This window comes from Chrysiogenia bacterium (assembly GCA_020434085.1).
In the GTDB taxonomy this organism is placed as follows: domain Bacteria; phylum JAGRBM01; class JAGRBM01; order JAGRBM01; family JAGRBM01; genus JAGRBM01.
In genome coordinates this window covers 1-13,663 of sequence record JAGRBM010000524.1, presented here as the reverse complement: position 1 = coordinate 13,663, position 13,663 = coordinate 1, and the positions used below count along the sequence as shown (strand labels likewise).

Genomic DNA, 13,663 nt, shown 5'->3' with positions numbered 1-13,663 from the left:
TGACGTCGAGAAAGAACTCGTAGGCATCGACGCGGATGTCCACGGGCAGGCGATTCTGGATGGCAAGCTTGAGGGAGAACTTGAAGTGGGTGTCGCGGGTCTGCTGAACTTCGAACCCTGCAACGCTGATGCGCGGAGAGAGCAGGTAGGCTGCAATGGCAAGGAGCAGTACTGCACCTGCCGCGATGGCGGCGACGAGCGGTCCGCGCCGCATTTTCGAAACCTCGATCTGCGTGTTTTCTTCCCCGCTCAACGGCTTCCTCGCTTTATCGTTTCTTCGCGGCGCACTCAATGCCCTGGCGCAGCTCGCGCACGAAGCCCTCGACGACTTTTTCGAGATCCGCGGACTTGCCGTGCTCGGCAATGCGGCTCACGAGCGCGCTGCCCACTACCACCGCGTCGGCGTCGCGGGCGACTGCCTCGGCCTGCTTGCCGGTGCTGATACCGAATCCGACGCCCACGGGCAGCTTGATCTGCTTGCGGATTTTCTTGAGCATGGGTGAGAGGTCGGCTGCCAGATCGGTGCGTGCGCCGGTTACGCCGGTCACCTGCACATAGTAGACAAAGCCGCTGGCCACCTGGGAGACGAGCTGCATGCGCTCCTTCGTCGACGTGGGCGCGAGCAGGTAGATCAGATCGAGGCCGTTAGCGGCGGCATAGGGGCGCACTTCCTCGGCCTCTTCGGGCGGCAGGTCCACGATGAGCAGCCCGTCAGCGCCGGCCTTTGCCGCATTCTTGCAGTAGGTCTCGGGGCCGTGGGCGAACACCGGGTTGTAGTAGCCAAAGAGCAGGATCGGCAGCTCCGAGCGCTTGCGGAAGTCCGCGATCACTTCGAGGATCTGCGAGATCTTGGTGCCTGCACCCAGGGCTCGCTCGCTGGCGGCCTGAATGGTGGGGCCGTCGGCCTGAGGGTCGGAGAAGGGCACACCCAGCTCGATGATGTCTGCGCCGCCTTTTTCGCAGGCGTCGAGAATTCTTCCGGTCTTCTTGATGTCGGGGTCGCCGGCGGTGACGTAGACGACGAGCGCCGCGCGGCCTTCGTCCTTGTTGATCTTCCGGAGTGCTTCGGGGATGCGGCTCATCACTTCACCCCCAGGTTGTAGCCCATCGCGCCGGCGATGGTGTTCATGTCCTTGTCGCCGCGACCCGAGCAGTTGACGACAATGATCTGGTTCTTCTTCATCTTGGGCGCGGTGCGCACGACTTCGGCGATGGCGTGGGCGGTCTCCAGCGCGGGGAGGATACCCTCGGTCTCGGCGAGGAGCTTGAGCGCGGCAAGCGCCTCGTCATCGGTGGCGGTCGTATACTGCACGCGGTCGGTATCGTGCAGGTAGGCATGCTCGGGCCCGACGCCCGGATAATCGAGGCCCGCCGAGATGGAGTGGGCCTCGGTGATCTGGCCGTCGCCATCCATGAGCACGTAGCTCTTCGATCCATGCAGCACGCCCACGCGGCCGCGGTTGATGCTTGCCGCGTGCTTGTCGGTGTCGATGCCAAGCCCGGCGGCTTCCACGCCGCGCATGGCGACCTTTGCGTCCTTGCGGAAGGGGTGGAAGAGCCCCATGGCGTTCGAACCGCCGCCGATGCAGGCCACCAGCAGGTCGGGCAGCTTGCCCGTTTCCTTGAGCACCTGGCGGCGCGCTTCCTTGCCGATGACCGACTGCAGGTCGCGTACCAGCGCGGGGTAGGGATGCGGGCCCGCGACTGTGCCGATTACGTAGAAGGTATCGCGCACGTTGGTGATCCAGTCGCGCAGCGCCTCGTTCATCGCGTCTTTCAAGGTGCGCGAGCCACTGGAGACCGGGCGAACCTCCGCGCCCAGAAGCTTCATGCGAAAGACGTTGAGGCTCTGGCGCTTCACGTCTTCCTCGCCCATGTAGACCACGCAATCGAATCCCAGCCACGCCGCCACGGTTGCCGTTGCCACGCCGTGCTGGCCGGCGCCCGTCTCCGCGATGAGCCGCGGCTTCTTCATCCACCGGGCAAGCAGGGCCTGCCCCACGGTGTTGTTCACCTTGTGGGCGCCGGTGTGGCAGAGGTCCTCGCGCTTGAGATAGATCTTCGCGCCGCCGAGTTCTTTGGTGAGCCGCTCGCAGTAGGTCAGGGGGGTGGGACGCCCGACGTATTCTGAGAGCGCCTTGCTCAGGTCCGCCTTGAACTTCGGGTCCTTGCGCGCGGCCTTCCACGCGGTTTCCAGCTCGTCGAGTGCGGGCATCAGGGTTTCGGCCACGTATTGGCCGCCGAACTCTCCGAAGTGCCCCTGGGGTTTGGGTCGTTTGATGTTTGCCATTGTTTCTCTAGCGCAGGCCGATGCCTGCAGCGGCGGCTTCGACGACGAAGCGCCGCATTGCGGTCCTGTCCTTGGCTCCCGGCTGGGCTTCCACGCCGCTGGCGACGTCCACGCCGAAGGGGGTCACGCGCCGGATGGCTGTGGCGACGTTCTCTGGATTGAGGCCGCCCGCCAGAATGATCGGCTGGCCCTTTTCGAGAAGGCGGTCGACCGCCAGCTTCGCCAGGTGCCAGTCACCGACTTCGCCGCTGCCACCGTAAACCCCTTCCTTCGGGGTATCAAGAAGCAGCGCGCCCGCCGAGGCATAGGCGTCGAGCTTTGCCAGGTCATCCTCGTGATGGAGGCGAAGCGCCTTGATGGTGCGCGGCCCGAATTCCTCGACCATCTCGGGGGGCTCGTCCCCGTGGAGCTGGACGAGGTCGAAGCCGATCTCGCGTTGCAGGATGCGGATGGTATCGATTGACTCGTTGACGAATACCCCGACCGTGGTGACAAACGGGGGCATTGCCGCGCAGATGCGGGCGGCCTCCTCGGGATCGATGCAGCGGGGGCTGTGCTCGTACAGGATCAGGCCGATGGCGTGGGCCCCGGCGCGGGCGGCGTCGAGGGCGTCCACGACGGATGTGTTCCCGCAGATCTTGATGCGGATCATGTCTTCCTCCCGATCATCTCGGCGAGTTTTGCGCCCGGATCATGCGCGCGCATCAGGCTCTCGCCGATGAGGAATCCCCCGGCGCCGGCCGCGCGCAGCGTGTCGAGGTCCTCCCTGGTATTGAGCCCGCTCTCGGCAATGACCTTGCGCCCCTGTGGAACATGGGGGATCAGGTCCAGCGTTGTCTGGATGTCCGTCTTGAAGGTGTGCAGGTCGCGGTTGTTCACGCCCAGCAACAGCTCGCCGCCCAGTTCCAGGGCCTTGTCGAGCTCGCCGCGGGTGTGGACCTCGACCAGCACGTCGAGCCCGTATTCCTGCGCCGCGTGGAGCAGGTCCTCGCACAGGGCGCGCTCGGTGCAAGCAATGATCACCAGAATTGCCGCCGCGCCATGGGCGCGGGCCTCGATCACCTGGTAGGGATCGACGAAGAAGTCCTTGCGGAGCACCGGCAGGCGAACCTCGGCGGCAATCTTCGTGAGATATTCCAGCGAGCCCTGGAAGTGCTTCTCCTCGGTCAGCACACTGATCGCTGCGGCGCCGCCTGCTTCGTAGGACTTGGCGATAGCCAGCGCGTCGAAATCGGCGCGGATGAGCCCCTTCGAAGGGGAGGCACGCTTTACTTCAGAGATCACCCGGTGAGGCAAGTCAGCATCGGCGGCCTTTGCCTGCTCGATGCCCAGGAAGGCCGCACGCAGCGAGCGCGGAACTGGGCGCTCGCTTGCGAGTGATTCGAGCTCCGAAACGCTTCGCTTCTCGCGGGCCTGTTTTACAGCAATGCGCCGCTCGGCGACGATCTGATCAAGAATGGTGGCCATGGTTCTTACAGGTTGCGCAGGGCTTCTAGTTTGGCGCGGGCCGAGCCGGTTTCGATGGATCCCTGCGCCAGTTCGATGCCGGCGGCCAGCGTGTCAGCCACGCCCGAGACATAGAGGGCCGCGCCCGCGTTGAGCTCCACGATGGTGCGCTGGGGCCCGACCTTGCCGTCGAGAATGTCGAGGGCGATTTTGGCGTTCTCCATTGGCGTGCCCCCTGCCAGGGCGCTCAGGTCGCACATCGGAAGCCCGTAGTCTTCAGGATTGAGGGTCCAGCGCTCGACCTTGCCGTCCTTGAGCTCGGCCACTTCACTCTCGGCGCTGAGCGATATCTCGTCGAGGCCGTCGTGGCCGCACACCACCATGGCGCGCTCGGTGCCAAGGCCGGCGAGCGCCTGTGCCACGGGGCCGGTCAGGTGGCGGTCATAGACGCCCACGAGCTGCCGGGTCGCGCCGGCGGGATTGGAGAGCGGGCCCGCAAGGTTGAAGATCGTCTTGATGCCCAGTTCTTTTCGGATCGGGGCCACGTGTTTCATGGCCGGGTGGAAGGCCGGGGCGTAGAGAAATCCAATGCCGTGTTCATCGATGCAGTCGGCCAGGGCCTCGGCGGAGAGATCGAGCCGGATGCCCAGGGCTTCGAGGACGTCGGCCGAGCCGGATTTCGAGCTGGCCGCCCGGTTGCCGTGCTTGGCCACGGCCGCGCCGGCGCCGGCGGCCACGAAGGCCACGACGGTTGAGATATTGAAAGTGCCCGAGGCATCGCCGCCCGTGCCGCAGGTATCAAGGAGGTCGGTGCGCTTGGGGCTCACTGCCACCAGATGGCGGCGCAGGAAGCGCACAACGGCTGCGATTTCGCCCGAAGAGGGACCCTTGGTGGCCAGAGCGGCCAGCACGGCGCCCGTCTGGGCCGGGCTGATGGTGCCGCTCACAATGGCGTCGAGAAACTCCAGGACCTCGGATTCCTCAAGGTCGCTCTGGTGGATGATTTTGCCGAGCATTGCTTTGAACATGGATCTGCCTCGCGTGTCCCCTATATACCCGCCAAAGGGCCCGGGGGCGAGGGCCGGGGCCGCTGGCGTCCCGGGGAATTTCGATGCCCGTGCGAAGTGGGGCCGGGGATCTTGACTGACCGGTCTGGGCGGCTAAAACTTGGCCATGTTTGCCCCAGTTCACACAGCAACAACCGACAAAATCATGAGTTTCAGCGGCCCCGCTTGCGAGGGCCGTTTGCGTATGGAGGCCGCCCGATGAGCGAGAATAATACCATCCGCGAGGCGCTGACCTTCGACGACGTGCTCCTGCAGCCCGGCAGCAGCGATGTGCTCCCCGCCGACGTGAGCCTGCAGACCGAGCTGGCGCCCGGCTTCACACTGAACATCCCGGTTCTCTCCTCGGCCATGGACACGGTGACCGAATCGGCCATGGCCATCGCCATGGCCCGCGAGGGCGGGATCGGCGTCATTCATAAAAACCTGCCGCCGGACGTCCAGGCCGGTGAAGTCCGTAAGGTCAAAAAGTCCGAAAACATCGTCATCGAAAATCCCGTGACGATTCGCCCCTCCCAGACGGTGGCGCAGGTGCGTGCCCTGATGGCCAAGCACGGGATCTCCGGCCTGCCGGTGACCGACGGAGCTGGCAAGGTGCAGGGCATCCTCACCGCGCGCGACCTGCGCTTTGAAACGCGCCAGTCTGTGAAGGTCTCCGAGATCATGACCAAGAAGGTCGTGACCGCGAAGCCCGATGTGTCTGCCAAGGAAGCCCTGCGCATCATGCACGAGTACCGCATCGAGAAGCTGCTGCTCGTGGGCAAGGGTGGCAAGCTGGCCGGTCTGATGACCATTCGCGACGTGCTCAACACCCAGGAATTCCCCAGCGCCAGCAAGGACGCCGTGGGTCACCTCCGCGTCGCGGCGGCCATCGGCGTGGGCGGCGATCGCAAGGAACGCGCCCAGGCGCTGGTAAAAGCCGGCGTGGACATGCTGGTGATCGACACCGCGCACGGTCACTCGAAGATGGTGCTCGATACCGTCAAGCAGATGCGCAAGCTGTTTCCCGAGCTGCTCATTGTGGCCGGCAACGTCGCTACCGCTGCCGGCGTGCGCGATCTGATCAAGTGCGGCGCCGACGTGGTGAAGGTCGGCGTGGGCCCGGGCTCCATCTGCACGACCCGCATCGTGGCGGGCGTGGGCGTCCCCCAGATTACCGCGATCATGGACTGCGCCGCTGCCGCCGAAGAGATGGGTGGCAAGATCATTGCCGATGGCGGCGTCAAGTTCTCCGGCGACGTGGTCAAGGGCATGGCCGCCGGCGCTCACGCGATCATGATCGGCTCGCTGCTGGCCGGAACCGATGAGTCGCCCGGTGAGCTCATCCTCTATCAGGGCCGCTCCTTCAAGATGTATCGCGGCATGGGCTCGCTCAGCGCCATGGCCCAGGGATCGCGCGATCGCTACGGACAGGAAAAAGTCGTCGAGGCCAGCAAGCTCGTTCCCGAGGGGATCGAGGGCCGCGTGCCCTACAAGGGGCCGGTCGCCCATTCGCTCTACCAGCTCATGGGCGGGCTTCGCAGCGGCATGGGCTATGTGGGTGCGAAAAATCTCTCCGAGCTGCGCGAGAAGGCCGACTTTGTGCGGATCTCCGCCGCCGGCCTTCGCGAGAGCCACGTGCACGACGTCATCGTCACCAAGGAAGCCCCGAACTACAAACTCGAGGGCTAGGAAAAGGTTTAGAAATGCATTTTGTTCCCGATGAGAAGATTCTGATCCTCGATTTCGGCTCGCAGGTGACGCAGCTCATCGCCCGCCGGGTGCGTGAGCTCGAGGTCTATTGCGAGATCCATCCCTACTCGATGTCGATCGAGGCCATTCGGGAGTTTGCTCCCAATGGGATCATTCTCTCGGGTTCGCCCGCATCGCTGGGCAAGGAAGGCGCCCCGCTTCCCACCGAAGAAGTCTACAAGGTCGGTGTTCCGGTGCTGGGTATCTGTTACGGGCTCCAGGTGACGACCCACCTGCTGGGCGGACAGGTCGAGCAGGCCGATCACCGCGAGTACGGGCACGCGATGCTGCAGATCGACGATAGTGCGGGACTCTTTGAGGGCCTCGATTCCGAAGTGCAGGTCTGGATGAGCCATGGCGATCGCATCTCGGGACTGCCCAATGGATTCCGCCGCATTGCCCACACGAGCAACTCGCCCCTGGCGGCCATCGCCAATGAAAAGAACACGGTCTTTGGCGTACAGTTTCACCCCGAAGTCGTGCATACGCCCTGCGGGAAGCAGATCCTCTCCAACTTCGTTCGCGGGGTCTGCGGACTTCACGCCGAGTGGACGATGGAAAGCTTCGTCGAGCGCACCGTCGCCGAGATTCGTGAAAAGGTCGGCCCCGAAGGCCGCGCGATCTGCGGCCTCTCCGGGGGCGTGGATTCCTCGGTGGCCGCGGTGCTCGTTCACAAGGCCATCGGCGACCGCCTCCACTGCATTTACGTGGATGCGGGCATCATGCGTGAGGGGGAGACCGAACAGGTTGAGAAGACCTTCCGCGAGCACTTTCACATGAACCTGACGGTGGTGCGCGCGGGCGAGATGTTTCTCGAGCGCCTTGCCGGCGAGAGCGATCCTGAAAAGAAACGCAAAATCATCGGCAACACCTTCATCGATGTCTTCGACGAAGAGGCCCGCAAGCTCGGCGGCGCCGACTACCTGGTGCAGGGAACGCTCTATCCCGACGTCATCGAATCGGTCTCGGTCAAGGGGCCCTCGGTCACGATCAAGACCCACCACAACGTGGGCGGGCTGCCCGAGAAGATGAAGCTCAAGCTGATCGAGCCGCTGCGCGAGCTCTTCAAGGACGAGGTGCGCGCCGTGGGCGCGGCGATGGACATGCCACGCGAGGTGCTCTGGCGCCAGCCCTTCCCGGGGCCGGGGCTTGCCATCCGCGTGCTCGGCGCGGTGAGCCCCGAGCGGCTCGCGGTGCTTCGAAAGGCGGACCTCATCTTCGACGAAGAGATCCGCGGCGCCGGACTCTACGACCAGCTCTGGCAGAGCTTTGTCGTGCTGCTGCCGGTCAAGACGGTCGGCGTGATGGGCGACGAGCGCACCTACGAAGACGTCTGCGCCCTTCGCGCGGTTACCAGCGAAGACGCCATGACCGCCGACTGGGCGCGGCTGCCGTATGAACTACTCGCGAAGGTTTCCAGCCGCATCATCAACGAAGTGCGCGGAATCAACCGCGTCACCTACGACATCACCTCCAAGCCGCCGGGCACGATCGAGTGGGAGTAGGGGCACGTCGCGTCCTGGCCCTGCTTCTTGTTCTACTTGTTGTCGCACCGACCGTTGCGCATGCGGGGGATCTCGGAGACTTCGAGAAGGGGCTTCGTACGCCCAGCCGGCCCTCGCCGAGTCCGCCCAGCGGTCCCCGCCATAATGATTCTTCTCCAGATCTTGATGACGATGGAGACGAATTCTTTGCCATGGTGTGGCTGATCGGGAAAGGGCTCGAGGCTGTCTTCAAGGCCACGGTGGGTACGGCAAATTACGCCAGTGAAGAGCGGAAAGCGGGCTCCCCCGTCGTTCCCAACGCGCGGATCGAGAATACCTACCAGAGTCTCATCGATGCCGATATCGATGGCTACACTCTGCGCGGCGAGCTGGGGTGGGGCCCCATCGCAGCGGCTGGGGGCTGGACGCGCTACAGCGAGGAGCGACCGCCCGACGAGCTGGATTCCTGGTTTGTAGAGGGGCTCTGGCGCTTTGGCTGGAGTGAGCATTTCCGCTTCGATGTCGCGGCGGGGGCGCGTGGTTTCGAGCGGGCGTTCTCGACGAAGGGATTCCAGTGGGGCGTTTCAACCGGGCTCTATCCTGTGAATTATTTGGGGCGGGAAGGCGATGCGCGATGGGCATTCTTTGACAGCGGGCAGCTCACCGACCTGCGCGGCGCGCTTCGGCTGACCTATCCGGACTTCCCCTATGCCTCGCTGCGCGCAGGTTATCGCTACATCGGAATCGGTGACCAGAAACTGCACGGGCCCGAGGTAGGGCTTGCGCTGACCTGGTAGACCTTACGGCGACCATCGCAGCGTCACCAGATACTCGCGCACATCGCGGGAGGTGATGCGGAACTGACCGTAGGGTGAGGGACCGTCGTACATGCGGAAGAGCAGCTTGAAGTTCATCTGGTAGGGCCTTGGATTGCCGAGCTGCAGCCCGGCAACAAGCGACTGGGCGGCGCGGTAGTCGTGTGTTTCGAGAAAGCGCACGTTGTAGCCCACAAGCGGCCTTCCAAAGACGAATAGACGGTAGTGGGAGCGCCACTCGACGTTGGCGCTGAACTCCCAGCGCTTGAGCGGGTCCGGGTCGATGCGCGTGCGGAACTCGCCGCCGGCGCTCAGGCGCAGCTCCTTGTAATCGATGGACTGCTGGAACTCGATTGCCTCGTAGCTGACGTTGAGCCGCTGCGCCGGGGTGAGCCCGGTGATGAAGACGAACTCGTCTCCCAGGTGCGTGCTCTCATGGTAGGCGCGAAGGCGGCCCGAGAGATTTCCCCAGCGATAGCTGGCATTGACGCCTCCGAGAAAGTCCGCATTGATGAGATCCCCGACAAACGGGTCGGTGTAGCCCAGCAGCACCGTGGCCATCGCTTCCAGTCCCAGTTGCCAGCCATCACGCGTCCCGCTCTGGCGCGTCCGTTCGGTGTGCCGCAGCACGCCCCAGTCGACGCCGATCCACAGGCTGCCGATGGTCAGCGGCCTTCCCGAGAGATCGCGTGAAATGCGGCCGAATCCGCCCTCGGCGCGCACCTCGGTCGGGTCGGCCAGCAGCGGGTAGAACAGGTTGCCCGCCGGGAAGGCTTCGAGATCGGGATCAATGATGTTGAGCTTGGGGACGGGTTCTTCGCTGATCAGCCACGAGGGAAGGCCCAGCACGCCTTTTTGCTCCTCGATGGGAGTGGGCGGGCGCGGAACATTCTCGTCGGCGCTTTCGGGGTCCCAGCACTCGCGGTTCCAGGCCGGGACGTCCTCGTCGTCGGGAACGGCGGGGCAAGGGACGGGCTGCTCGTCTTCTTTGGGGTTGGGTTCCTCTGCGCGCGCGTTCGCAGGAGTTGCCGCCGCGAGGGCAAGCGCCAAAAGGAACCACGCGCGAATCCGCCATGTGCCCGCCCGCATCATGGGCGAATGCTGGAAGATCGGGGCGCGGCGCGCAACTCAGGGTTCGCGCAGGTCTTTGTAGAGATGGGCGACAGCCTCGCCATAGCCGTTGTAGGGCAGGGTCTCGTATTTGGTGAGTCGCCCGGTGGAGAGCCGCCACTCATGGGCCTGCGACCAGCGTGGGTGGGGCTTGCGCGGATTGACGTTGGAATAGAAGCCGTATTCATCAGCCGCGATGTCGTTCCAGAAGGTCTTGGGCTTTGAATCAACGAGCTCGATTTTCACGATGCTCTTGCCGCCCTTGAAGCCGTACTTCCAGGGCAACACCATCCGCAGCGGCGCGCCGTGCACATTGGGCATGGCATGGCCGTAGATACCGACCGCCATGAGGGCGAGGTCGTTCATGGCCTCGTCCATGCGCAGGCCCTCGCGGTAGGGCCAGGGAGTCCAGAACCGGTTGCGCTGGGAGGGGAACTGGCTCGAGTCCTCAAGTGAGACGAAGTGCACGAACTTTGCCTTTGAATTCGGCTGGGATTCCTCAAGCAGCTTCTTGAGGGGAAAGCCGATCCAGGGAACGGTCATGGACCAGGTCTCCACGCAACGGAAGCGGTAGATGCGCTCTTCGAGCGGGAACTTCTTGATGAGCTCGTCCAGGTCCCAGGTCTTGGGTTTGTCGACAAGGCCGCTCACTTCGAGGGTCCAGGGGCGCGGCTTGAAATCCTTCGATTTGTAGAAGACGTCTTCCTTGGTGGAAGTGAACTCGTAGAAGTTGCAGTAACCGCCGGCCAGATGCTCGGGCGTGAGCGGGCGTTTCTGGCCCGGCGTGGATGGGTCGGAGAACCTGGAATTGCGCTCGAACTTGGGGAGTGCCGGCAGACCCTTGAGCGACTTGGCGTATTCCTCGGCGCTGACGGGGTCGGATCCGAAAAGGCCCGCGTGGGCGACGCGCGCGCCACCGATGCCGCCGGCTGCCAGTGCGGCCGTTCCCAGCCCCATCGCTTTGAGCAGGCTGCGGCGGGAGGCATAGACCCCCTCGGGTGTGGTCCGGGATTCGGAAATCTCCCAGGGCTTGCGGATCTTGATCAGCATGACGGTACCTCAAGCGGAGTTTTTGGCGTTCGGCGCGCATCCTACCATACCAGCGCTCAAGCCCGGATATTCCGCAGATGCCCGCTTTCCCTCTCTTCCATAAGAGGTTATTAAGCGATCTGACTCTGTAGCAGTGACTCGCAGGGGCATGGCGAGCAGAGGGTCTGGCCCGGGGTTACTTACTGAAATCGTCAGTGACTTCAGTAGGTTATGCTGAGCTCAGCGCACTCTGATTGAGGGTGCGGGGATGCCTGCCCGTTGAGTCCGGCCCGTTGCCATATGTTCAGACGTATGGCAACGTGAGCCCATTCGAGCTTGAAGGGGTGAGGCCGCGAGGCGGCCGGTAAGTTTCATGGCGAGCAAGGGCGATTTCGTACACTGCCATTTGCACACCGAGTACAGCTTTCTCGATGGTGCCAACCGGATTTCGCGGCTCATGGAACGGGCCTCGGAATTCGGCATGCCCGCGATCTCCATGACCGACCACGGCAACATGTGCGGCACGGTCGAGTTCTACACCACCGCCAAGAAGCACGGGATCAAACCCATCATCGGTTGCGAGGCCTACGTCGCCCCGCAGGGCATGACCGAGAAATCGGGCAAGAATCGCAACAACCACCTCATCCTGCTCGCCAAGAACGAGATCGGTTACCAGAACCTCTGCAAGCTCACCTCGCGCGGGTTCATGGAAGGCTTCTACTACAACCCGCGCATCGACAAGGAAATTCTGGCCAAGCACAGCGAGGGGCTCATCGGGCTCTCAGCATGCCTCAAGGGGGAGGTCTCCTACAAGCTCTCCCAGGGCGACATGGACGCTGCCCGCAATGCGGCGCTCGAATACAAGAACATCTTCGACCCCGGCTGTTTTCATCTGGAGATCCAGGAAAACGGGCTCGACATCCAGAAGGTCGTGAACGAGCGCATGCTCGAACTTGCCGAGGGTACCGGCATTCCGCTGGCAGCCACGGCCGACTGCCACTACCTCAATGCCGACGACGGGCTCGCCCACAAGGTGCTCATGTACATCGGCATGAACCGCAACCTCGAAGAGGGCGACGAGGTGGAGACCGACCTCCACTTCAAGGACGGCGAGCTGGCGGCGCACCAGTTCTCCTATGCGCCCGAGGCGGTGGAGCGAACCCTGTGGATTGCCGACCAGTGCAACCTTGAGTTCGACATGTCGACCTTTCACATGCCCGAGTTCAAGCCGCCCGAGGGCGTCGATCTCGAAAAGCATTTCGTGAAGGAGGCCCAGACGGGCCTGGCTGCCCGCGTGGCCGAGCTTCGCCACATGGGCAGGGCGCCCTCGCCAGAGCGCCTGAAAGTCTACGAAGAGCGCCTGGCCTACGAGCTCAAAGTCATCCGGCAGATGGGCTTTCCCGGCTATTTCCTGATCGTGGCCGACTTCATTCAGTGGGCGAAAAAGCATGGTGTGCCGGTTGGGCCGGGGCGCGGCTCGGCGGCCGGATCCCTGGTGGCCTGGTGCATGCGCATCACCGAGGTCGATCCCATTCCCTATGACCTGTTCTTCGAGCGCTTCCTCAACCCCGGCCGCAAGAGCATGCCCGATATCGACGTCGACTTCTGCATGGATCGGCGCGGCGAGGTGATCGAATACATCACCGAGAAATACGGCGGCAAGGAACGCGTCGCCCAGATCATCACCTACGGAAAGCTCAAGGCCCGCGCGGTCATCCGCGACGTGGGCCGCGTGCTGGGCCTCGGCTATGTGGACGTGGACAAGATCGCCAAGCTCATCCCCACGCGCGACCCCGAGGCGAAGAACCCGCTCAACGTGACTCTGAAGCGCGCCCTGGAAATGGAACCACGTCTGAAAGACCTGGCCAAACAGGACGCCAAGACCGAACAGCTTCTCGAAATCGCCCAGCGCCTCGAAGGCCTCGCGCGCCACGTGGGCATGCATGCGGCCGGCGTAGTGATCGGCAACGATGCCTTCGCCAAGGGGATGCCGCTCTACAAGACCTCCGACGATGACGTGGTGACCCAGTTCGACATGGGCGGGGTGGAGACGCTGGGTTTCGTGAAGTTCGACTTCCTGGGGCTGAAGACACTGACGCTTATCCGTCACGCCGAAGAACTGGTGCGTGCCAAGCATGACCCCGAATTCAACATTGAGAACATCTCGCTCGAAGACCCGAAGACCTACGACCGGCTCTGCGAGGGCGACAACATCGGTGTATTCCAGCTCGAATCCTCGGGTATGCGCGATACGCTGCTGCGCCTCAAGCCCCGCGGTATTGAGGAGATCAGCGATATCCTGGCCCTCTACCGTCCGGGTCCGATGGATAACATTCCGGAGTTTGCCGATCGCAAGTTCGGTCGCAAGCCCGTGGTCTACCCGCTCGACGCGCTCGAACCGATCCTCGGCCCCACGCAGGGAATCATCGTCTACCAGGAACAGATCATCCGCATGGCTTCGGACCTCGCGGGCTACACGCTGGCAGAGGCCGACATGTTCCGCCGCGCGGTGGGCAAGAAAAAAGCCGACGAGATGGAAAAACAGCGCGCCAAGTTCATCGGCGGCGCCGTCGAGCGCGGGCACGACAAACAGCGCATCGAAGAACTGTGGGACCTGATCGTCAAGTTCGCCAACTACGGCTTCAACAAGTCGCACTCGGTGGCCTACGCGCTGATCACCTACCAGACGGCCTA

Annotated in this window: 12 protein-coding genes; 4 read left to right on the top strand and 8 right to left on the bottom strand. The window is 63.6% G+C overall.

Going from position 1 to position 13,663, the window contains the following annotated elements; genetic code table 11:
- The 6 genes from KDH09_17580 to trpD all read right to left on the bottom strand — a co-directional run.
- The coding region (locus tag KDH09_17580) for a hypothetical protein (GenBank protein MCB0221513.1) at positions 1-253 on the bottom strand (253 nt) is incomplete at its 3' end.
- A gap of 13 nt (positions 254-266) precedes the next feature.
- The gene (trpA, locus tag KDH09_17575) at positions 267-1,082 is read right to left on the bottom strand and encodes a tryptophan synthase subunit alpha (GenBank protein ID MCB0221512.1); all 816 of its coding nucleotides are present in this window, start codon (positions 1,080-1,082) and stop codon (positions 267-269) included.
- A complete protein-coding gene (gene trpB / locus KDH09_17570) occupies positions 1,082-2,290 on the bottom strand; it encodes a tryptophan synthase subunit beta (GenBank protein ID MCB0221511.1) in 1,209 nt (402 codons plus the stop codon). The genes trpA and trpB overlap by 1 nt, the downstream gene beginning before the upstream one ends.
- Positions 2,291-2,297: 7 nt before the next feature.
- Entirely contained in the window at positions 2,298-2,942 is a 645-nt protein-coding gene (locus tag KDH09_17565) for a phosphoribosylanthranilate isomerase (GenBank protein MCB0221510.1), read from the bottom strand.
- The gene (trpC, locus tag KDH09_17560) at positions 2,939-3,757 is read right to left on the bottom strand and encodes an indole-3-glycerol phosphate synthase TrpC (protein ID MCB0221509.1); all 819 of its coding nucleotides are present in this window, start codon (positions 3,755-3,757) and stop codon (positions 2,939-2,941) included. Before trpC ends, KDH09_17565 begins: the two co-directional genes overlap by 4 nt.
- Positions 3,758-3,762: 5 nt before the next feature.
- On the bottom strand, positions 3,763-4,764 hold the full coding sequence (gene trpD / locus KDH09_17555) for an anthranilate phosphoribosyltransferase (protein ID MCB0221508.1): 1,002 nt from the start codon (positions 4,762-4,764) through the stop codon (positions 3,763-3,765).
- A 237-nt stretch (positions 4,765-5,001) separates the two neighbouring features.
- Between trpD and guaB the strand changes: the two genes are divergently transcribed.
- From guaB to KDH09_17540, 3 genes are all read left to right on the top strand, one after another.
- Entirely contained in the window at positions 5,002-6,471 is a 1,470-nt protein-coding gene (gene guaB, locus KDH09_17550) for an IMP dehydrogenase (protein MCB0221507.1), read from the top strand.
- Between the two features lie 14 nt (positions 6,472-6,485).
- Positions 6,486-8,036: a glutamine-hydrolyzing GMP synthase gene (gene guaA, locus KDH09_17545; GenBank protein ID MCB0221506.1), complete on the top strand. Its 1,551-nt coding sequence runs from the start codon at positions 6,486-6,488 to the stop codon at positions 8,034-8,036.
- 191 nt (positions 8,037-8,227) lie between these two features.
- A complete protein-coding gene (locus KDH09_17540; protein MCB0221505.1) occupies positions 8,228-8,812 on the top strand; it encodes a hypothetical protein in 585 nt (194 codons plus the stop codon).
- Positions 8,813-8,815: 3 nt separating this feature from the next.
- On the opposite strand, the gene KDH09_17535 is transcribed toward KDH09_17540, so the two are convergent.
- Together KDH09_17535 and msrP are read right to left on the bottom strand one after the other, a co-directional pair.
- The gene (locus tag KDH09_17535; protein MCB0221504.1) at positions 8,816-9,922 is read right to left on the bottom strand and encodes a DUF1207 domain-containing protein; all 1,107 of its coding nucleotides are present in this window, start codon (positions 9,920-9,922) and stop codon (positions 8,816-8,818) included.
- Between the two features lie 36 nt (positions 9,923-9,958).
- Entirely contained in the window at positions 9,959-10,990 is a 1,032-nt protein-coding gene (gene msrP / locus KDH09_17530) for a protein-methionine-sulfoxide reductase catalytic subunit MsrP (protein MCB0221503.1), read from the bottom strand.
- Positions 10,991-11,342: 352 nt separating this feature from the next.
- Between msrP and dnaE the strand changes: the two genes are divergently transcribed.
- Positions 11,343-13,663, top strand: a 2,321-nt coding sequence (dnaE, locus tag KDH09_17525) for a DNA polymerase III subunit alpha (protein ID MCB0221502.1), incomplete at its 3' end; no start/stop codon positions are given.

What these genes read in the sequence shown, in the direction of transcription:
- trpA (MCB0221512.1), bottom strand. Translation starts at nt 1,082, where the DNA reads ATGAGCCGCATCCCCGAAGCACTCCGGAAGATCAACAAGGACGAAGGC.
- trpB (MCB0221511.1), bottom strand. Translation starts at nt 2,290, where the DNA reads ATGGCAAACATCAAACGACCCAAACCCCAGGGGCACTTCGGAGAGTTC.
- KDH09_17565 (MCB0221510.1), bottom strand. Translation starts at nt 2,942, where the DNA reads ATGATCCGCATCAAGATCTGCGGGAACACATCCGTCGTGGACGCCCTC.
- trpC (MCB0221509.1), bottom strand. Translation starts at nt 3,757, where the DNA reads ATGGCCACCATTCTTGATCAGATCGTCGCCGAGCGGCGCATTGCTGTA.
- trpD (MCB0221508.1), bottom strand. Translation starts at nt 4,764, where the DNA reads ATGTTCAAAGCAATGCTCGGCAAAATCATCCACCAGAGCGACCTTGAG.
- guaB (MCB0221507.1), top strand. Translation starts at nt 5,002, where the DNA reads ATGAGCGAGAATAATACCATCCGCGAGGCGCTGACCTTCGACGACGTG.
- guaA (MCB0221506.1), top strand. Translation starts at nt 6,486, where the DNA reads ATGCATTTTGTTCCCGATGAGAAGATTCTGATCCTCGATTTCGGCTCG.
- KDH09_17540 (MCB0221505.1), top strand. Translation starts at nt 8,228, where the DNA reads ATGGTGTGGCTGATCGGGAAAGGGCTCGAGGCTGTCTTCAAGGCCACG.
- KDH09_17535 (MCB0221504.1), bottom strand. Translation starts at nt 9,922, where the DNA reads ATGATGCGGGCGGGCACATGGCGGATTCGCGCGTGGTTCCTTTTGGCG.
- msrP (MCB0221503.1), bottom strand. Translation starts at nt 10,990, where the DNA reads ATGCTGATCAAGATCCGCAAGCCCTGGGAGATTTCCGAATCCCGGACC.